Origin of the sequence: Paenibacillus sp. FSL R7-0297, from assembly GCF_038009025.1 — a bacterium.
Taxonomy (GTDB): Bacteria; Bacillota; Bacilli; order Paenibacillales; family Paenibacillaceae; genus Paenibacillus_AQ.
In genome coordinates, this window is the sequence record NZ_JBBPAQ010000001.1 from 6,200,036 (window position 1) to 6,221,645 (window position 21,610).

General features: G+C 49.6%; 13 protein-coding genes and 1 tRNA gene. 5 read left to right on the forward strand and 9 right to left on the reverse strand.

Annotated features, from left to right (window positions below; genetic code table 11):
• Positions 1 to 470: 470 nt before the first annotated feature.
• Both MKZ24_RS27155 and MKZ24_RS27160 read right to left on the reverse strand, forming a co-directional pair.
• The gene (locus MKZ24_RS27155; RefSeq protein ID WP_042234738.1) at positions 471 to 1,898 is read right to left on the reverse strand and encodes an extracellular solute-binding protein; all 1,428 of its coding nucleotides are present in this window, start codon (positions 1,896 to 1,898) and stop codon (positions 471 to 473) included.
• 97 nt (positions 1,899 to 1,995) lie between these two features.
• Positions 1,996 to 2,361, reverse strand: coding sequence for a DUF4180 domain-containing protein (locus MKZ24_RS27160; RefSeq protein ID WP_042234736.1), 366 nt, complete (start codon positions 2,359 to 2,361; stop codon positions 1,996 to 1,998).
• Between the two features lie 126 nt (positions 2,362 to 2,487).
• Here MKZ24_RS27160 and MKZ24_RS27165 point away from each other — a divergent pair, with 126 nt between their 5' ends.
• Positions 2,488 to 2,853 (forward strand): VOC family protein, encoded by a 366-nt coding sequence (locus MKZ24_RS27165; protein WP_340788621.1) that lies wholly within the window; start codon positions 2,488 to 2,490, stop codon positions 2,851 to 2,853.
• 168 nt (positions 2,854 to 3,021) lie between these two features.
• On the opposite strand, the gene MKZ24_RS27170 is transcribed toward MKZ24_RS27165, so the two are convergent.
• From MKZ24_RS27170 to MKZ24_RS27195, 6 genes are all read right to left on the reverse strand, one after another.
• Positions 3,022 to 6,453: a glycosyl hydrolase 53 family protein gene (locus tag MKZ24_RS27170; RefSeq protein ID WP_340788624.1), complete on the reverse strand. Its 3,432-nt coding sequence runs from the start codon at positions 6,451 to 6,453 to the stop codon at positions 3,022 to 3,024.
• A 279-nt stretch (positions 6,454 to 6,732) separates the two neighbouring features.
• Positions 6,733 to 6,805: transfer RNA gene (locus MKZ24_RS27175), tRNA-Lys, on the reverse strand.
• Positions 6,806 to 7,029: 224 nt separating this feature from the next.
• Positions 7,030 to 8,349, reverse strand: coding sequence for an APC family permease (locus tag MKZ24_RS27180; protein WP_340788627.1), 1,320 nt, complete (start codon positions 8,347 to 8,349; stop codon positions 7,030 to 7,032).
• 50 nt (positions 8,350 to 8,399) lie between these two features.
• On the reverse strand, positions 8,400 to 8,873 hold the full coding sequence (locus MKZ24_RS27185; RefSeq protein WP_340788630.1) for a GNAT family N-acetyltransferase: 474 nt from the start codon (positions 8,871 to 8,873) through the stop codon (positions 8,400 to 8,402).
• 132 nt (positions 8,874 to 9,005) lie between these two features.
• Positions 9,006 to 10,982, reverse strand: a complete 1,977-nt coding sequence (locus MKZ24_RS27190) for a serine hydrolase (protein WP_340788633.1) — start codon at positions 10,980 to 10,982, stop codon at positions 9,006 to 9,008.
• Positions 10,983 to 11,275: 293 nt separating this feature from the next.
• Entirely contained in the window at positions 11,276 to 11,695 is a 420-nt protein-coding gene (locus MKZ24_RS27195) for a DUF1801 domain-containing protein (RefSeq protein WP_340788635.1), read from the reverse strand.
• Positions 11,696 to 11,950: 255 nt separating this feature from the next.
• Between MKZ24_RS27195 and MKZ24_RS27200 the strand changes: the two genes are divergently transcribed.
• From MKZ24_RS27200 to MKZ24_RS27215, 4 genes are read left to right on the forward strand one after another with little or no spacing between them, the layout of a single operon-like run.
• Positions 11,951 to 13,144 carry a serine hydrolase domain-containing protein gene (locus tag MKZ24_RS27200; protein ID WP_340788638.1) on the forward strand — a complete coding sequence of 398 codons (1,194 nt, stop codon included), beginning with the start codon at positions 11,951 to 11,953 and terminating at the stop codon, positions 13,142 to 13,144.
• On the forward strand, positions 13,144 to 13,962 hold the full coding sequence (locus MKZ24_RS27205; protein ID WP_042234729.1) for an ABC transporter permease: 819 nt from the start codon (positions 13,144 to 13,146) through the stop codon (positions 13,960 to 13,962). The genes MKZ24_RS27200 and MKZ24_RS27205 overlap by 1 nt, the downstream gene beginning before the upstream one ends.
• 28 nt (positions 13,963 to 13,990) lie before the next feature.
• Entirely contained in the window at positions 13,991 to 14,773 is a 783-nt protein-coding gene (locus MKZ24_RS27210) for an ABC transporter permease (RefSeq protein ID WP_042234727.1), read from the forward strand.
• Positions 14,773 to 15,774, forward strand: a complete 1,002-nt coding sequence (locus tag MKZ24_RS27215) for an ABC transporter ATP-binding protein (protein WP_042234725.1) — start codon at positions 14,773 to 14,775, stop codon at positions 15,772 to 15,774. The genes MKZ24_RS27210 and MKZ24_RS27215 overlap by 1 nt, the downstream gene beginning before the upstream one ends.
• Before the next feature lie 131 nt (positions 15,775 to 15,905).
• On the opposite strand, the gene MKZ24_RS27220 is transcribed toward MKZ24_RS27215, so the two are convergent.
• A complete protein-coding gene (locus MKZ24_RS27220) occupies positions 15,906 to 21,506 on the reverse strand; it encodes an Ig-like domain-containing protein (RefSeq protein WP_340790224.1) in 5,601 nt (1,866 codons plus the stop codon).
• Positions 21,507 to 21,610: the final 104 nt, after the last annotated feature.

Below are 21,610 nucleotides of genomic sequence, written 5' to 3' on the forward strand. Positions count from 1 at the left end.
CGATAAGGGAATCAACAGTACATCAACATTTCGTTTTTACAGAATAGCTATCAGCGCCTTTCCTCTTGATTTTCTCCTTCAGCCTGTCCGTTTTTTAATAATTGTGACATTTTCCTCATTCCTGACTTCTTTTTGATTCATATCTAAGCTGTTCAGATCTATACTTTTGCATTACTGATATACATCTGATGTATTTATTATATTTTCACCTTTCGTTGAAGTCAATTAAATTTTGAATATTTATCAGCGTTTATGTAATTATACATCACATTAATATTTCATCAATCGAATTCATCCTCTTGATATTGTGAAAAAGCTAACATGATTTGATATGAAATGACTCATGGTTTTCATTTCACGTTTTCTTTTTAAACCTTTTCTAGTAGTAAACACAGCAAAAAAAGCGTGATAATAGCAGAATCCTGCTATCACCACGCTTAATCTCCGATCCAGAACTGCTACAGCCGCACTCAGGCGGGCGTGTCCGTTGCCTTATCCGCCTTCGCCCTGTTTTCTTCTGCAATCAGCCGGCCCATTTCCTCATACATAGAGGTCTCATCAATCATTCTGGACCAATACGCATTCAAAAGCTTGCGGAAGCTTTGCAGTACAGCAATAGGAAGCCCCAGATCTCTGAGGTATGAAAATGTAGGGAATAGCTCTCTGTACATCAGATATCTCGAAGGACGGTTCAGATGATCATCTACGGCCATTTCAGCAATCCGTTTGCGTGCCGGAATACTGACCGAACGTTCACGGATCATCCGCTGCGCCTCGGCCGAGGCCAGAAAGCTGACGAATTGCCGCGCAGCCTCTTTCTGCCGGGAATTCCCCACTACCGCCGCACCAATGGTGACGAGCAGTGTTTTTTGCGGGTCCCTGGCTTTGAGTGTAGGCAGCGGGGCCAAGTCATAGTCCAGGGATAGGTCCTTGAATTCGTTCAGATTGTAGTAGGTCGCCAGGATCATCGATACCTGCTCCTGGACAAACAGCGATATCGTTTCATCCTCATGATTGCCGGCCAGGTATTTGGGGAAGATCTGATGATTGTTCACCAGCCTGCTGTATATATCCAGACTATTGGCGGTCTCGGGACTCAATGTGGGATGGTGTCCTCCGTCCTCCGTGATCCGGATTCCACTCTGCAGCAGAAACACTGAATAGCGGTTCTCGGAGGCGGGTACAAAATACACGGCATGGCGCCCCCGTTTCTCCGACAGCTGCCGGGCCGACTCCATCAGATCATCCCAGGTCCAGTAACTGTCCGGTTCAGGCAGGTCAGCCTCACGGAAATGGGCTTTGTTATAGCAGAGCACCACCGGCGAGAAGGAAATCGGGTAAGCAAAGAGCTGTCCCTCATGCAAAAAAGCTTCGCTGGTAATCGGATACAGCCCCGGATCAGGCTCCAGCGCCTCAAGCAGCTCGGCGGACCCGTTCTCGGCCATCTCCTGAAACTGGGTGCTGTTGAGGGACAACACATCCAGCATTCCGTTATTCATCAGCTCCAAGGCAGAATTCACATGATCGAAGTCATTCAAGGCGAGCGGCAGAACATGAATCCCGGGATGCAGCCGGTGGAATTCTGCTATGAGATCGTCCAGCTTGAAGTCCTTGGTCAAGGAAGAGCTACAGCCGAAATGGATGCGGATCCGCTCCCTGACCGACTCCATTACCACGCTGCCTACACGGTCAATCTTCAGAATCAGACCTTCTTGTACAAGGACATCCAGTCCTCTGCGGACGGATTTGTTACTGAGCTCAAACTGTTTGGCCAGCAGGCTCTCGGCAGGAAGATACACTCCCGGCTGAAGAATACCGCTAAGAATATCTGTGCGGAGCTTGCTTACCATATAATCCAGTCTTTCCCGGAAGGACTGTCGTCCTGATTTATTATTCATGTATTATTCTCCCTGCACCGCTTAAATTTACATCATCACCTTTTTATTGTGCTTCAACATTGAAGGGTTGTCAAACGCAAATCGGGCTGCTCTGATCCTACACCTTACTTAACTGCTCAACCGCCTGCTGCTCATCCGCCAGGAAAAAAATATCTTTCCCGTTATTGCATTCATAGATGAAATCGCGCAGACTCCGGCTGGTATAGCCGCTGAAATCTCCTACCACTGCTGCCTTTACATGATAATTAATAAACTTCTGCAGAATCTCGCCGGCCAGCCGGGTCTTCAAATCAAAAAAGCTTTCGCTGAGCAGAGCTTTATGAAGGACAATCCGGTCACAATCCACTTCATACCGTACCGTTGCCATTAGATCCAGCGCATCCTGGACATCACTGACTAAGGTCTCGCTGCCGCTCACTACGGCTATCGTTTTTCCGCCATGAATTACTTTTGCTATATTCATCATCAGCCTCCGGTGAATAATTAATATCTATTATTGTACTACAACACATGATTCAATTCTGTAAAAGCCTTCATTCGTAGCGTATAATAGACACTACCAAAATTCACAGCAAAGGATCTGAAACGCATGAACCTGAGTATGAACTGGATTACACTCAGAGTGCGCGATCTGGAGGCTTCCCTTGATTTCTATCACAGGATTCTGGGACTTCCGGTTGAGCGCAGATTTGAGAGCAGAGGAAAACAAATTGTGATGCTGGGCGCAGAAGGACAACCGAAGATCGAACTTATCCAGGGAAGTGACACGGCGTTGAAGCCCGAATGCGGTATTTCTGTAGGTTTCGAGGCGGGCTCGCTGGATGAAGCTATGGCAGAGCTCAGTAACAAAGGTATCCCGGTAGCACGCGGACCCATTTCGCCGAACCCTCATCTGCGTTTCTTTTATATTCTGGACCCGGACGGCTTCGAGATACAGATTGCGGAGCACAGCTAAAATGTCAACAGAGCATCGGCTCTCCTGTTATTGAGGAATCACTGCTCTCGCGTTTTTGGTCATTTACAGCTTGTTTTTTAATAAATGATGGTAATACAAAGAGCTGTCCCAAGCAGCCATTTCCCGGCTTTTGGGACAACCCTTTGTTAACGATAAATAATATTTCTATTATTTCTTAAGCAGCAAGGACACTACCTTCGCACATTCCGCCCGATTCGCGAATGCCTGAGGCATGTAGAATCCGTAAGAATTACCTTCGAGGAAGCCGAGGGATTCAGCAGCACCAACTGCATCCGCTGCCCATCTATCGATCTTGTCTGCATCGGCAAATGCGGTCAGTGAGACTAACGGCGTTGTAATTCCACTGTGAATCTCGTAGGCCCTCATCAGAATCACCGCCATTTCTTGACGCGTAATCTTTGCTTCGGGTGCGAAATCCCCTCCGGTGTACCCCTTCACCAGACCGGACGCATAAGCTGCAGCAACCTCGCTTGCATACCACTTTGTATTGTCTACGTCACTAAATGGATTAACGTCAGCATCCTTCACTCCGAAGGCGCGGACGAGCATTGAAACAAATTCGGCACGGGTCACTTCTCTCTTAGGTGCGAAGGAGCTCTCACTAATGCCTTCGATAATATGTTTGGCGGCAACTTCCTTAATGACATTGTACGCCCAATACTTGCTGTCAACGTCTGCAAAGGTCTTGTCGTATTCCAGTACAGCATACTTGCTGAAGTGGTTTACTTGTGCGGTCATCCACTCTTGTTCTAGGGTTCCTCCAGCATATTCAAGCTTGCCATCGTCCGCGATATTGTAGATTCCAAGCAGCTGCGGATTCCCGTTGTCCCGGACCTTCAAGCGAAGTGTAACGGGTTCCGCGAATTGCGTCATTGGAGTCCTCGTCCCGTCCGGATTAACGATAGACAGATTGAAGTTATACACATCTCCAGCCAGCTTCAGATCAGCGTCATTCTTGTTATCCGCCTGCTGTAATAGCACAGCATTGTCTTCAGAAGACAGTGCGTTCCATCCAAAGGAAAGCATTCTACCCGAAAGATTCTCTCCAGCCAAAGCTTGGAGCGCCTTCAGAACCTTCCCTGGAATCTCTACAACTGCATCCTTAGCTTCCACTCTCAGTACGTTTGTCCCATTGATTGCTGCTGCATTCGCAGGGAGCCGTATTTCTTTAACGCCGTCCGCAATCGAAATTACAATTCGGCTCTCTGCATTCGCTTCCGGGTTAGCCAGGACTTGAATGTCCGGCTGCGGCGTTGGCTGCGGTGTCGCCTGCGGAGCTGTCCACACAGTATTGGAGTCAGGTGTTGCATTAGATACCGGACTCGCTGTTGGACTTGTTGTTGGACTTGTCGTTGAACTTGGCATAGGGGTTCCTGCCGGAGCTGGTGTAGCCTCACCTGGAACCTCAGGAGATGAATCGCTATTGCGCACAAATGTCACATCATCCAGGTAGCCGTAATGATTGTCCGTATTGGTTTTAACATTGAAGCCCAGTAATGCAATTCCGTCATCTCCGACATGTATATGGTTCAGCGTCAACGTTCGGGGATTCTGCCAGGCGCTGCCTGAATATGTGATTGGGACTGAATAGGTCTGCCCCTCCGAAGCGATATACATAATGGAGCCGGATGCCGGTTCGCCTTTATCCCCGAACACTTTAGCCTGCAGCGTATAGGTTCCGGGTTCAAGTCCTGAGAAGCCATGAGTAAGCGTGAAATCGATCGGCTTATCGTCGCCATAATCGAATCCGCCTGAAGCGCTGCTGTCTCCGAATGTCGAAGGCCAGGTTCCATTCAGATACCAGTCGGCAATTGATCCGTTCACTGTGAGGTTCGACGTCTGAACTGCACCAGCTTTCTTAATAAGCTTGAAATCGTCAATATTTCCCCACTGCCCGCCGGAGTATTTCAGATTGGCACCTATGCTGAGAGTTCCGTCTGTTACTTCAATCGTATCGATCGTTGGATTAGACCATTGCTGCCAGCCTGTATTCACAAAACTCTGCTTCTGATCTCCAGCATAAATCTCGGCGATCTCTTCGCCTCCACCACCTGAGACCCAGGCTGATAACTGATACGTTCCATTCTCAAGTCCCTTGATCGTCTGGGATATTTGAATTTCAGCAGCCGGCGCACTCCAGTAATGTAATGCAGAGGACCCCGAATGTACGTCAGAATCTGCACTTACCGCGTCCGCATCACCCGTAAGGGTCCAGGCATTCAAACCATCTTCGAACCCGGGGTTCTGGATGAAGCTCGCACTTGGCACTACAGTAATTTCAGCCGCATCTGTAAATCCGCCGTCGTAAGTAACCGCCGTTACTGTGGCCGTCCCGGCAGCAAGTCCGGAAACTGTCCCTTTATAGGGATCTACTTTTACAATATTGGGATTAGAGCTTGTAAAGGTTACGCCTTTATAGGTTGCATTATCAGGACTGATCATTGCTTTTATGCTGCCGGTGCCCCCTACTTCAAGCGAATCCGTGTGCTTGTCCAGAGTAAGTGATTGCACTGGATAACGGTTGATTTCAGCAGCCCCGTCAATGAATGCATCCATGGCAAAGGAAGGCGTACCATCCGGGTTCCACGCTGACAGCGGATATCCGAAATATACCCCTTCAGGCGCCCAATAAAAGACACCTGTTCCCTGCCCGTCCGGCACCGCCTTCAACTGATTCTGAACAGCTACGAGCATGTTGTATACATTATCCGCGTTTCTGCTGACGTCCCCGCCAACCTCTACAATCATAACTTCTTTACCGTATTTTTCAGCAATCGTGTTCATGTTGGAGGATAGTTCATTAATGGAGGAAGTGAAGACCGAATCCGGATAATAGGATAGCCCAATGATGTCGTAATCACTGTCCTTAAGACCCGCCCCTGCCAGACCGGCATAGAACGAATCCTCACCACTATCTGCACCGTTGGCTCTATGAATGATGATCTTAGCAGCAGGGAAAACCGCTTTGGCCGCACCCGATCCGGCTTGAATTAACTGAACAAGATTAGCGGTATTGCTGTAGCTTCCAAGCGGATGCATCATTCCGTTGTTAATCTCATTGCCAATTTGTACCCACTCCGGAGTTACGCCTGCTGTCTTCAATGCATTCATGACTTCAGAAGTATATTCCGATACATGCGCCTTTAACTGCTCCAGATTGTCAATGGCCCATGCTGCAGGTGTAACCTGTTTCCCGGGATCGGCCCAGGAATCACTATAGTGTAAATCAATCATAATCCTGAATCCGAGAGCGCTTACACGAGAAGCCAGAGCAACGACTTCTTCTGTACTGTTATGTCCATTGGAAGGATCATCCGACGGATTCACAAAAGCCCGCAAGCGTATCGAATCAATTCCATGATCCTTTAAGATCTGAAGAAGATCCTGCTCCGCGCCTTGATCATTGTAGAATTTATACCCCTGGGCTTCCATTTGGGGCAGCCAGCTGACGTCAGCACCTTTAGCGAATGAACCAGGAATGGATGAAGCGTTCACCTTCAAAGGTTGACCCAAGGCCGTCATAGACATAAGGATTGCGATTATAAGAAGTTTAGCAAGTATGCGTTGTCCTTTTTTCATCAAATTTCCTCCTTAATTAATATTTCTTACATCACTGCACCACATAAATAAGCGCTTTCATAAAAATAACCCTCTGATCTTCCTTCAGCTTCTCCCTTCCTCTCACCTTTCTCTGGATAGTATAGACCAACGCAATCCCCGCAGATAATTAGGCAAAACAACGAAAACATATACATATTCAATTTTTTCCTGTATTTTTAACGGATTTCTAATCTCCAGCTTGTTCCTTGTACTTCTCCAGACAGCAAAAAAACGGCATCTCTGCCGTTTCTTGTGTTATGGACTCTCAGGGGCTCGAACCCTGGACAAATAGATTAAGAGTCTACTGCTCTACCAACTGAGCTAAGAGTCCGTATGTGTCTATGTATTCTGATCTACAAGACGATAATCTCTAAGCTGTGAACGCCCGCTCAAAAGATACTTTCATAGTATACTTAATATAACTGCCCTTGTCAACAAATAATTATATTTCCTCTTGCTCAGCTGTTAACTGCTGCAGTACAAAGCCCTGAAGCACCTTGTACTGCGCAGTTTATTTCATATTCAGCTTACCCTCGGACAATCTGTGAACTTACTCTACACACGGTTCTTCCGGGCCATGACATAATAGATCGGGAGTCCGGCCAGCGTAATGCCGATCCCTACCAGCGAACGCAGCGGATCACTGATGATCGTGCTGGCCAGAATATAGATTCCGCCTGCCACGCCAAGGATCGGGGTGAACGGATAGAGCGGCACGCGGTAGCGGCCTGGTTCATGCGGCATTTTCTTGCGCAGGATGAACACGCCGAACACACCCATCGTAAAGAAAATCCACAGGACAAACACCAGCAGGTCTGTCAGCGTATTGAAGGTACCGGAGAAGATGTAGATCACCGCCAGCACACTCTGAAAAATAAGCGCATTCGCCGGGGTCTGGAACTTCGGATGAATACTGCTGAGTACCCGGGAAAATGGAATCTGCCGCTTCTCCCCCATCGCCTGCGGCACCCGCGCAGCGGTCATCAGGTACCCATTCAGTGCTCCTAATACGGAGACAATGATCCCTGCCGTAATAAAAGCTCCGCCGCCGCTGCCGAACAGCGCTTCTGCCGCATCTGCACCCGGAGTCTGGGAGGAAATAATCTGATCATAGGGCAGCGCTTTGAACACTGCAATGTTGAACAGTACATACACGGCAATTACAAAAATAACGCCGATCGTAATGACCTTTGGCAGCGTTTTGGCCGGATTGTTGATTTCACCCGCCATATTGGTCACGCTGATCCAGCCGTCATACGCCCAGAGTGTGCCCAGAACCGCCGCCCCGAAGCCCGCGCCTGCCGCTGATGCACTGATTCCTCCAAAGCCGGGAGCCAGATCCGAGAACAAACCTACGCCCACGATGCCCGCTACCGGAATCAGCTTACCCACTGTAGCCACAGTCTGGATGATTCCGCCGAACCTTGTGGCGATGACGTTCATCAGCAGAATGAAGGCCAGAATGCCCACGGCCAGCAGCTTCTGCTGCCAGTGATTCAGGGGCAGGAAATAGCCGGAGTATGTGGCAAAAGCAATCGCCAGCGCCGCAACAGAAGCCGGATAAGAAATCACCGCCTGCACCCAGCCGAGCAGATAGCCGAATACCCCGCCATACAATTCACTTAAATATGTATACAAACCTCCTGATTTCGGAATCGCGGCAGCAATTTCCGCCACGCTGAGCGCCGAAGCCAGTGTAATAATCCCCCCGGCGCCCCAGGCCAGGATACTCATCCATGGAGTTCCCGCGTTATTCAGCACAATCCCGGGCTTCAGAAAGATCCCCGATCCGATAATCATCCCGACCACAAGGGCCAGGGCTTGCATGAAGGTGATACTTTTGGTTAACGGCTTCGAATTCATAATGTGATTCATTGTCCTTTCATTCTCAGGTTTTTATTTATCAAACGTCCTCCAGGCTAAGTTCAACGCTGCACTCCCCTATTCCGCAGGACAAATTTCTGATGAGGGTAATTGAATTCTTCCACCAGCTCCGCTTCGGTAAAGCCGATTTTTCTATACAATGAACGCGGGGCAATCCCCTTGCTGTCATTCTCCCTAAAGGTTATTACAGAAATATCCGCATCCTCCGGAAATAACGACAGCATCCGCTGAATCATAGCTTCAGCAATACCTTGTCTCCGGTGTTCAGGATGGACAGCCATACAGGAGAGGCACTTGGCATTATATGAAAATAACAGAAGTCCAACTACCTCATTGGCAAGCTTGGCACACACCGCAGTACGCCTGTTCATATTCTTAATTACCGTCTGCCTGTAGCCTGCCAGTAATTCATCCGTATCTATACCCGGAAAGTTATCGCGAACGATATCAATCATGTGCATCCAGGAATCGAGATCAGTTAATTCAGCTAACTCCACAGTGTATTGTCCCTTCATTCTACATCCCTCCAGAATGGCATTGTCGCATGGAATAATAAGAAATACCATTACAAAGTTAACAGGCCATGTGAAAATTGTCTGCAGCACAAAAAAAGGAGCGAATGAATCGCCCCTTCTCCCTGTATGTTCTTATTGCGGAAGCAGCATGCGGAACAGCAGAGCCGCCATCTCCTGTTTGCTCAGCGCACGTTGTGAACCGTAGTCGGACATGCCGTAAGGCTCCGTAACCTCCGGTCCATGCAGCTTCCAGCTAACGATTGAACGGACAGCATCGGCAGCCCACTTCGACGTACCCGGTGCAAGCACGGCGGTAGAACCCGGTACCCTGATCCCTGTTGCTGTAAGCAGGCGGTAGACGATTGCCGCTGCTTCTTCGCGCAGAATCGGACGGTCCGGCTCGAACAACCCGTTGCCGGTTCCATTCAGCATGCCAGCCTCGACAGCAGCTTGAATATCCTGCCCGTACAGTGAATTACCGGTGTCCTTGAATAAGGACGGATTCGATGACTCCGGGATGCTCCATATCGTATTAAACGTATGGATGAACGCTCCGCGGGTAACTTTTTGCTCAGGCTCAAACGGCTCCGAAAGCTCCTCTGTCAAGAAGCCCAGTGACCGCAGGCTCAGAATATAGCCGGCATACGGATGATTGGCCGGCACATCCGGAAATCCGGCTGGATTCTCCGGGAGTTTGGACGCATAGCTATATAGATTGGAGTATTTCATATAGAGGATATGACCCTCATTATCCGCTTTGAAGGCCAGCGGATTCCCCTCCTCATCCACGAACAGCAGCTCGCCAATCTGCTTCAACTGATGACGGCTGAGCACATCACTCACCGTTAGGGTGCCGTCTGCGTTTGCTTGAACTTTCGTCAGCAGCTTAATTCTTAGATCGGAGTACAAGCCCTCGAACCTGGCCAGTTCCTCCGCAGCCTGCACTTGATACCCCTTCGGTTCATACGGCGATTGTCCCCCTGCATAATAGTGATTCATAAATGCGGTGAACAGATCATTACGCAAATCCTGATTGGTATTGTATGAAACGAAGACTCCAGTACGCCGGTCAGGCAGAATCCACAGTAGAGAGCTATAACCTAGAATGTCTCCGCCTTTGGAGATCACCTTCTCCCCTTTCGTCTGGGCCGGGATTACAGGCGATTCAAAGCCATAGGTCGTATCCGGCAGATCGGGATGAATAACCATCCGGTAGGAAGACATCGCCTTAACCGATTCCCCGGACAGGATTACCGTACCGTCAGCAGCCTTGCCGCCATTCAGAAAAGCTTCCATGAATAGCGCCATATCAGATGCGGTTGATAACATGCTGCCTTCAGGCCACTCCGCTGGAGAGAAGCCGTATAGCGGTATAGCGCTACCCTCCCCGTCATAGGAAGGCACGAGCCGGTCTGCCAATTCAGGATTTACACTGAAGCTGCTTGAATTCATGCCAAGCGGCTTAAACAGATGGTTCTCCACATAGCTCCCGAAGGATTCTCCGCTTACCTGCTGCACGATATATCCCTGTAGTCTGGAAGCGAAATTATCGTACATGTAAGAGGCTCCCGGCTCGCGGACCACAGGAGGAAAGACATCATAGATGCTTTCCTTTAAAGAAACCGGCTTACGGGAAGTGTCATACAGATAACTGGCGTCGGCAGGTTCTCGTACTGCAAAACCTGTCGTATGCGTCAACAGATGTTCCACCGTTACCGGAGTATCATAAGGATTCGTTAGCGTGTAGTCGTCCAGGTATGTTTCAATATTGTCCTGAAGTGAGATCTTCCCTTGATCGACCAGCTGCATTATGGCAGCTGCAGTGAACACCTTGGACACGGAGCCGATCCGGAACGTGTCCCTGCTTGCATCTACCCCTGACTTCACTGATTTGCCGGTTACCCCATACCCCTTAGAGAGAAGAGTTCTCCCGTCCTGAACGACTGAGACCGCAGCAGCTCCGGCTTTCGCCTTAATATCAGCTCTGGCAAAAAAACCATCCAGAAACGCCTCGACTTCCTTCGCATCATGAGGGCCATTCTGTACATCTGCATCTGCAGCGGCAGCGCTGCTGAGTTCAGCATGCAGTTTGATGGAGGCTGGACTCACTGAAGATTCCTGCTGCTGAGCATAGGCACTTCCTGCATTAACACAACCCAGTATAAGCAGAGCGCTTAGAATGCCGGACTTGATACGGGTGTTATCCCTTTTGTTATTCCTTTTGATATTACCTTGTTTCAACTGCAGCCTCTCCCTAATGTCCTTAAATTTGGAGTTCCAAAGGGCGGAGTGAAGTGTCCGTTCCAGCCAACTCCTTCATTGTAGGGGTTCGGGTAAGCACTGTCGTGCGATTCAGCTGCTGATTAAGAGGCCTCATGTGACATTGTTGTCACTTGCAGGCTTCAAGCTCCGTGAGTCTCTCTCAAGAACTTCACAGATTGCTCAATGAATTCCTTCAGGACAACGGCATCAATATCGTCCAGCTTGTTTACGTATACACAGGCTTTGCCCGGCGTGTGCTTCCCCAGCCTCTGCAGCAGCTCTTCCCGCTGGGCATCACCCGCTGCAAAGTATAGGCTGATCTTCGCTTTTCTCGGCGAGAAGCCTACCAGCGGTGCATCCCCTTCATGCCCTGTTGCATACTTGTAGTGGTATGTTCCGAAACCAATAATGCTCGGGCCCCACATTTTCGCCGGAAATCCGGTCGTTTCGCTGAAAATATCCAGCAGCTTGTATGCGTCCTCACGTTTCTTGAGGCTAGCAATTTGTTCGATGAACTCAATAACGCTGTTATCGGTTACTTTTGTTTTCTGCTCGTACATAAGTGGGTCGCTCCCTCATTAGTCCTTATTTCCCCACCACTATAGCATATACTTGGTACCCAGAACATATCATTAGGTCAACTTTGGTTATAAACAAACTCCACATTGCAGCATCCATTCTCTGGAAATATACTTAGAAGGTATCGTGCCGGAAGCGTTACCATGTAGAACGACACGAACAGGTGAGTCCATATGTAAGCGCTTATACAACACTCAACCTTGTAGGATGCTACTAAATTTAAGGAGGCTTAATTTATGCTGTACACTCCAGGCATTGCCGACTGCTCACCGGCAGAGGTAGGTTATGACGCTTCACGAATCGGCGTTTTGCACACCCATTTCCAGAATCTGATCGATGACAACAAGATCCAGGCTGCGTCTTACTGCGTTTCGAGATATGGCAAGACGTTTATGCATGGTGCCATTGGTCCGCTCTCTTACCGGGAAGACCAGACGGAACCGCTTTTACCGACAACCGCCCACAACATCGCATCTATCACCAAAGCCGTTACCTCAGTAGGCATATCCAAACTGGTCGAGGACGGATTTCTCCGGTTCGACACCCTTGTCGGCACGATCTTGGAGCCATTTAATGTGGGACCCTTCAGCAAAATCGATATCTATAGTCTTCTGACTCATACCTCAGGATTATTTCCCGACTGTGCGGACAACCTGATTCCGTATCACAAATCTTATTGGCAACTCATCGGAGAGTATTTCGATCAATACAAACCTGCGGATGGTGAGCCGGACTGGATCACAGCCGCACTGAGCTGCGGAGTTAATAAAAAGGTTGGAGAGGAGTGGCAATACTGCTCATTCGGCTTCTGTATCCTCGGTGAGATCATTAAGAAAGTCACAGGCATACCCGCTGAACAATACATAGAAGAGCAGATTCTGCAGCCGCTGGGGATGAAGGATACGATGTGGGAACCGACTCCGGAGCTGGCTAAACGCTTCATTATCAGAAACGGACAGTATGAAAAGCGGCTACATGACCTGATTCATGGTATTCAGCCTGAAGTCTCTCCAGCAGAAAGTCTGTGGGAAATGGTTTCCAGTACTGGTGGGGGCCTGGTCTCTACACCGGCTGACCTCATCCGGTTCGCCAATATGCTCCTCGGCATGGGAACGCTAGGTGATACCCGGATCGTCGGCCGTAAGGCAGTCGAGAAAATCACAACCCGTACTTTATACGGAGTGCCCGATTACTGCTGGGGAAACGATGTCAAAGACCGGAGCTATGGCATTGGTCTCGATATGAGAAGAGGTCCCGCCTTCCTCTACTCAGATTCCAGTTATTTTCATGAAGGTGCCGGAGCCTGCTGTATGGCTATTGACCCCACTGAGCAGCTTGCCGCGGTATGGTTCGTGCCTTTCACCGATGATAACTGGTACGCAGAGGCGTTGTTCAATGTGACCAATATTATCTGGTCTGGACTTATTTAATGAACCGCCTTACGCATAATTGGCTGATTTGCCGCTCAGTAGCAGAAGTAACCTACAAAGAATGGAGTGCCTACCGCACCCATTCCATGGTGTCCGTTATCGTCGGCCCCGTGTATTTCATGGTGCAATATTTCATCTGGACGGCGGTATATGGAGATCACGCTACCCTCGGTGGTATCGGTCTCCCCCAGATGATCCGCTACTTCGGCGCTACTGCACTTATCGGCTACCTGATTATGGATTTTGCCGACTGGAACCTGTCCATGCTTGTGCGCACCGGTAAGTTTCTCACCTTTCATCTGCGTCCGATTCATCACCGTTCCTTCGCCTTGTTCCAGAAGATCGGGCACCGCTTTCTCGGCTTCCTGTTTGAATTTGTGCCCTGCCTGCTGATCTTCATTTTTATTTTTGGAATTGATATGCGACCGGCAAGCTTCCCATGGACATTACTGTCTGTGCTGCTTGCCTTTCTGATGAATTTCTATGTGAATTATGCAATTGGCCTGACTTCGTTTTGGCTTGTGCAGTCGGGCGGAATACGAAGCGCGTTTATGCTGGTGTCGGCTATTTTTTCAGGGGCGCTCATTCCGCTCGACTTCTTCCCGCACTGGCTTCAGGTGATCCAGTTCTTCCTGCCGTTCCAATACATCGCCTACATGCCGGCAATGGTATTCACCGGCCATTATTCGCTTGGCGGCCTTGAGCTGTCCATTCCGCAGGCTGTAGGCATGCAGGCTGTGGCTGTGCTAATTACCTTCGGACTTAACGAGGTCATCCGCCGCCAGGCTATGAAGCAATTCACTGCTGTCGGTGCGTGAATGCCCCGATGAAAGGACAGTTCTCAACATGAAACGGTATCTGGATGTTTATAAGCAGTGCATGTACTCCGCCGTTCAGTCGGCCGCGGCCTACCGGATGAATTTCATCGTCAGCAGTCTGATTACACTGGTTGGCAACATTCTCTTTCCGCTGGTAACCCTGCTTATTTACAGGGCTGGCACCAGCTTTCCCGGTTGGAGCTTGTATGAAGTATTGTTGATTCAGTCTGTATTCACCATGTCCAGCGGCCTCTCCAGCCTTATATTCGGCGGTGTTCTCTGGACTACCATGTCGCATGTCCGTGAAGGCAGCTTCGAGGTGATTCTGCTCAAACCGCTGAATCCGCTGTTTTTTATTGTGGCCACTACATTTTCTACCGAAAGTGTCGGCCTGTTTCTGGGCGGTGTTGCACTATTCATCTTCTCAGCTGCACATGTAGGCACCATTCCGTTCTTATCCTGGCTGCAGTTTGCCGGGATGTTCATCGCCGGGACGGCAGTCCTGGCCGGATTATCCCTGATGATGGCTGCAATGTCCTTCAAATGGGTGGGCAATTCGCGGATTTCCGAGCTTGCGGACAGTGTGCTGCATGTCGGCAAATATCCGCTGCCCGTATTCCCGAAGGCCGTGCAGGCTGTGGCCACGCTGATCATTCCTGTGGGGATGGTGGGCTTCCTGCCTGCTTCCGCTCTGCTGGGCCGGGTGCAGGCCAGTGATTTCGCGGCTATTGTGCCCTGCTTCTTATTTCTGGCGGCAGGCATATGGGTGTACCGGCATATGATCAGATTGTACGAGGGGGTTGGCGGGTAATGCCGGTTATTGATGTGAAGCATTTGACCAAGACATATACAACCTATAAGCGGGGCGCAGGCATGGGACAGACCTTCCGGAGCTTCTTCCAGCGCGAGGAAGTCGTGGTCAACGCTGTTAACGATATCAGCTTTGCCATTGGGCAGGGGGAAATCTGCGGTATTCTGGGTCCAAACGGGGCAGGTAAATCCACAGCGATCAAAATGCTCTGCGGCGCGCTGTATCCGACCCGCGGAGAAATTCAGGTGCTTGGATATTCCCCTGCCCGGGACAGGAAACATTATGTCGGCAAAATCGGGGCCGTCTTCGGCCAGAAATCCCAGCTGATCTGGGATATCCCGCCGATTGACAGCTTCAACATGAACAAGGCGATCTACGGAATCAGCACTCCGGATTTCAAGAATCGTCTGGACGAGCTGACGGAGCTGCTGGATATTGCCCATGTGATCGAAAAGCCTACCCGCGTGCTCTCTCTCGGCGAGCGCATGAAATGTGAATTCGTCATGGCGATGCTGCACGGTCCGGATATTCTGTTCCTCGATGAGCCGACCATCGGACTCGATGTGATCGCCAAGGTCAAAATCCGTGAATTCATCCAGCAGATGAATAAGAAGCAGAATATGACCTGTATTCTGACCACCCATGATCTTGAGGATGTGGAGGAGCTTGCCCACCGGGTGATTGTCATTAACCATGGGGAGAAGGTATTTGATGATTCGCTTCAACAGCTGAAGCTTTTCCTGGGGGAGAAGAAGCGGGTGAGCTTTACTTTTGTAGAGTCTGTGCAGAACACCTTGTTCGACAACGCATATACCCAAGTCATCGAACGGCCATCTGACTTTCAGATTACGCTTCAGGTGGATACAGCTCGGATTTCTATCAGTGACTTCATCGAAAATATCTCCCGGAAGCACCGCTTCTCCGACATCTCGGTCAAGGAGCTGCCCATTCAGCAGGTTGTCATGAATATCTATGAGAATGAAGGTGGGATTAACGCCTGAGTGTTACATTTACAAAAGCGCAGCTTCTTAGAATTTCGAATTTTGTTGGTGAACACATGGCTTATGTATTGCGAATATAAAACAGCCCTTCCCCGTCAGCAGACGGACAGGAAGGGCTGTTTTTGTATTGATTATTCTGCTGTGTGATCCACCGATGCCGCTTGGATATTGCCGAATGCCCAGTACTGCGCAGGGACGTCGGACCATCGCGGTGCCGCGCTTGTCAGCGGCGTGATGCCCAGGGCACGGTTGACGATGGTTACAGCCTCCGCACGGGTTAACGTTTGGTTCGGACGGAAGGTTCCATCCTCGTAACCGGTGATCACGCCCGCTTTGGCCGTCATTTCAACGGCTGCCTGTGCCCAGTGGCCGGCAATATCGCTGAAGCTGACTGCATTCCCCTGACCGTTAGTAACCAGACGGGACAGAATGGTCGCCATTTCGGCTCTGGTGATCGTTTGGTTTGGTTTGAAGCTGCCGTCAGCGTAACCTTTCATAATACCGCTTCTGCTCACCAGATTAATTGCATTTGTTGCCCAGTGGCCGGCAGCAAGATCTGTGTATACAGCGCCGGAAGTACTGGCTGACGGGTTGAAGGTACGGGCAATGATGCTGGCCATTTCTGCACGGGTAATGCTCTTGCCCGGCTGGAAGGTGCCGTCAGTGTAACCCGTCATATAAGCCTTCACTTGTACCGCAGGATCTTGTGCAAGAACCACTGTAAATGTACTGAATTTATTGACATTAAATTGAATCCCGGACTTGCCGGTTTGGCCGAAGGGTACAATTTCACCCCTAACCAGTTCTTTGGTACCATCGCTGTGCTCAATGAAGACCGCCAGTGCCTTCAGCTGTTCTGCAGTTAACGAAGTGTTGTTAATCGGCAACACCAGCGTCACCGGACGGCTCTGCAGATTGGTATCAATCGTTACCGGACGGCCTACCAGCGTCACCGCCCCACCGCCGGATAGACTTTGAACCTGTGCTTTTGCACGCGCTCCAGCATCTGCACTCTGCTGCTGCGTTTTTAAGGGTACCAGGTTGAAGTAAATATCTGTACCAAACCCAACCAGAGAGCTTCCCGGCACCTTCACTTCAGCATTAACCGTGAAGATGTCCAGACTGATTTGATTATCGGCAAATTCCTTGCTGGAAGCGGCTGGAATCGTCAGTCTAGTTTCCGCAACCTCATCATTGGCATCAGGAACGATGATTCTGGCAATATTGGAACCAGCCGCCTTAAGCTCATTAATCGCTCTGAGCGCTTGATCTAATGCGAACGTAATAACATCACTTTTCACACCATTTGCATCCTTCGTGCGGCTAACGACAACGGAGGATACGTTGGAGCCTTGGGTTGAGCCGTTCTCAACATTTAGATTAATGGTTTCGGTCTGTGTGCCCGGCGTCGGTGTTGCTGCAGGAGCCGCTCCTCCGGAACCTCCAGAACCCGATGCGGGAGGATCAGTTGGCGTGACGGGTACAGGAACGGTTGAGAAGTTCCAGACGGTTTTATCCGCAATCCCCGCAAAGCTGTTCCCTGACTCATCAGTAAATGCACCCGGGTGAATCAATACATAATAGCTGCCGCCCTGCTTCAATAGACCGCCTGTATTAATGCTGATGGTAGCATTCATAATGGTGACAAGCGCCCGATTACCCGCTTTAATCGTCGTTACGATCATATCATCCGCCGCATTCACAAGTTCAATATTGGCATCCCCGGCTAATACATTCTCGTTAAAGGTCAATGAGAGCGCAGCGGATGTGGATACTTGGGTCGCATTGTCTACCGGACTATAGGCTGTCACCAGCGGCGCTGCTGTATCAGGCCCGCTTGCTGTCACAAACCGCCAGGCTGTGATGCCTGCAATACCGGCAAAGCTGTTGCCTGCGTTATCTTTAAATGCGCCTTCTGTAATCCGGACAAAGTAGCTTGTACCATGCTCCAGATTGTCAGCCGGATTAATAGTTACAACATTATTCTGAATCGTTACGATGTCTGATGTGACGGGAATCGTCACTATCGGATGAATCTCATCTGTGCTTTTGAAAATCTCAATGCTGCCTTCCGCTTTCTTTACATTCTCGCTGAAGGTAAGAACCAGATTAGCGCCAAGAGCTACTTCCGTTGCCCAAGGCTCCGGAGAATACGTGCTCACCGTTGGTGAGGTTCTATCTGGTACACCGGTTGTTGTAAAGTTCCATACTCCGCTGCCGGTGATGCCAGCATAGCTGTTGCCTGCAGTATCTTGGAACGCCCCGGTTCCAATCCGTACATAGTAACTTGTACTATACTTCAGATCGTCAGCCGGATTAATCGTCACTACATGATTATGGGTGGTTACATTTCCGGAAGCAGCGGGAATTGTAGCTACCTGGGCATTATTCGCACTATTGTAGATCACAATGTTACCTTCCCCTGCCGTTACATTCTCGCTGAAGGTAAGGGTAAGATTGGCGTCAATCCCCACTTCCGTTGCCCCAGGCTCAGGCGAAAACGCGGTTACTGTTGGTGCTGTCGTATCTGGCGCAGCAACTGTTGTGAACTGCCAGGTTGTGCTGTCAGAGATACCTGCAAAGTAGTTGCCCGATGTATCTGTGAATGCATCGTCCGTGATCTGAACAAAGTAACTTGTTCCATACTCCAGATTGTCTGCCGGATTAACCGTCACTACTTCATTCAGGATGGTCAGGTCACTGGTAGAAATCGTAGCTACCGACTTGTCTGACGCACTGTTGTAGATCACAATGCTGCCTTCACCCGCCGCTACATTCTCGCTGAAGGTAAGCACAAGATCGGCCTCAACGCCTACACCTGTTGCACCGCTAGCAGGTAAATACGCGCTTACGGTTGGTGCAGCCGTATCCGGTTCACCTGTTGTTGTGAAACGCCAGGTTGTGCTGTTCTCGATGCCAGCATAATTGTTGCCGGCCGTATCTTTGAATGCCCCGGGCCCGATCTTCACAAAGTAGCTTGTGCTGTAGCCCAGCTCATCCTCCGGATTGATCGTTACCACATTGCCTTGGACCGTTACAATTTCGGAAGTCACAGGAATGGTCACAGCCGGGGTATTGCTATTCGCACTGTTATAGATTTCAATACTGCCTTCTGCTTTGGTTACATTCTCACTGAAGGTAAGGGTCAGGTTCGCACCAGCGGCAACCTCCGTTGCTCTATCCTCAGGCGAATAAGAGCTCATCACCGGTGGTGTAGTATCCGGCGCCTCGGCTGTTGTAAACTGCCAGGTCTCGCTGTCCATGATTCCGGCATAATAGTTGCCTGCCGGATCAATGAATGAACCATCTCCAATATTCACAAAGTAGCTTGTACTGTATACTAAATCATCAGCAGGATTAATTGTTACCACCTTATCAAGAATCGTTACATAGTCAGAATTAACTGGAATCACCGCTACCGGAACAATGTCATCCGCGCTTTTGTAAATCTCAATATTACCGCTCTCCTTCGTTACATCCTCGCTGAATGTAAGCGTCAGATCCGTGTCAATGGCTACTCCCGTTTCTCCCTTATCAGGAGAATAAGTAGTTACAGTTGGAGCAGTTTCATCCAGCTCGGCTACTGTCGTAAAGCTCCAGTCATCACCTTCAATCGCTACATTCCCACTTTCACTCTCGTTGTAGAACGTATCGCTGTCAATTGTGACTGCATATTTAGTCCCTTTATCCAAATCCTTTTCCGGATTAACCGTTACAGTATTATTCTGTACGGTTACCCTGATGCTGTCGTCCACCGGGATGGTTTCAACCGGAGCTGACATGTCCGAAGCTTTGTAAATGTTAATGTTACCACTGGCTGCCATCACCTTCTGATTGAATGTCAGAACCAGCTCAGCATCGATGGCTATATCTTTCTCAGATATCTCCGGAGACTGACTTATAACCCGCGGAATGTTGAGAACCGGATAGGAAACAATCATCACGCCGAGGTCACCGACTGCGATAAAACGATCTTGCCCGGCAATAAACCCGATGCCATTAAGTTTTTTAGTCGTGCCTGTAGTCTCAGGGTGCCAAGTCTGGCTTGGATCAGCGGTATAGTAGACATTCCCGCTGTCTCCCGTTGCCATAAATACGCCGCTGCCGGATGCAACTCCATTCAGATTCACTTGTCCGTCAATGGTTCTGACCGACCATCTCGAGCTATCCGCAGAGATTACGACCGTTCCGGACGCGCCGACCGCCACGAATAGACCGCTGCCGTAGCTGATGCCGTTCAACAATTTACCACTCGTTTTGGAATCTTCCGATTTCCACTCCGCTCCATTCGAAGAAGTTACGATGGTACCGCCAGCACCTACAGCCACGTATTTGCCGTTGCCATAGGTAACAGCATTTAAGTGATTCAAGGTCTTACTATCGGAGATCCTCGCCCAGTTGACTCCGTCTGAAGACACTACAATTTTCCCGCTATTGCCTACTGCAACAAAAAGGCCGCTGCCGTAAACAATACCATTAAGCGTAATCGTGTCCACCGAGGTTCCGGCTGCCCAACTAGTACCGTTGTTGCTGGAGGTCAGGATTTGGCCGTTCGAGCCGACCGTTACGAACTTGCTGTTGCCGTAAGCAATGCCGTTAATAGCATTAGTAGTGCCGCTAGCAACCTTCGACCAGACCTTACCGTCGGTGGAAGTGCCGATCAATCCATCCGTACCAACGGTAATATAGGTATTATTGGCGTAAGTTACCGTCTTCAGTGCACTGGAGGTGGGGGAGCTGAATTTTTCCCAGCTGCTCGTTCCGCCAGTACTCGCTGTCGCGAAAAATACAGAACCCTCTGAGCCAACGATAAAATAACCAAAATCGGTAGCCTTAATCTTCATCAGATTATCCGTAGTTCCGGCTACTGAAACTGAACTGCTCCAACCGCTCGTTCCGGTGGCTGAATATATCAGTTTGCCTGCATCGCCGGCAATGAAAAATCTGTTGTTTCTATAAGATACAGTATTGAAATCTTCTGTAAGAACGCTTGTCCCCTTTGTCCATGTACCCAAAGTGTTCGAGGCGCTTAATATTTCCCCATCTGCTCCGGCCGCAACAAACACATTGCCGCCATAGCCGATGCCGTTCAAATCATTAGTAGAACCGGAGGTCTGCGGCGTCCAGACCAGCCCATCCGAAGAGTTAATAATTTCCCCGCCATCGCCAACAGCTACAAACTTGCTGTCACCATAAGCAATAGCGTTAAGATCCACACTAACCCCTGAGGTTGATGCAGCCCAAGTGATGCCGCCATCGCTGGACGTAATTATTTTGCCTGAATCGCCGACTGCGACTAAACTGCTGCCGCTGTAAACAACTGCGTTCAAGTTTTCAGATATGCTTTCAGCTATGCCTGTAGTCTGAGTGGTCCAGGATGTACCATCTGTAGACGTTATGACGGTTCCCTTGTCGCCTACAGCAACAAATTTGGCGTTAGCCCCTGAGCCTATATTAATAATATCGTTCAAGTCATTAACTACACCTGAATTACGGATCGCCCAGGTCGTGTAGTTGCTGAACGTACCCACGCTTCCTCCTTCACCTACCACAACGACTGTATTTGCGCCTATAGTTACTCCATTTACTTTGTTGCCGCTTGGCAGCGGGCTGAGGTTCTCCCAGCTTACCGGAGCTGTATTCTCCGTACCTGCAGATGCGGGCAATGCTCCTGTCACAAATAAACAGATTACGAGTAACAACGCGAAATACTTCTTCAATCCCCTGCTCATTAACAATGTATCGCTCCCCCTTATTCATTCATCATTTTCCGTCCGCTGTATAGCAAGCTTTGCTGCAGTTTGTATACGCTCCCTTAGCTCCCGCATTCTCCCTT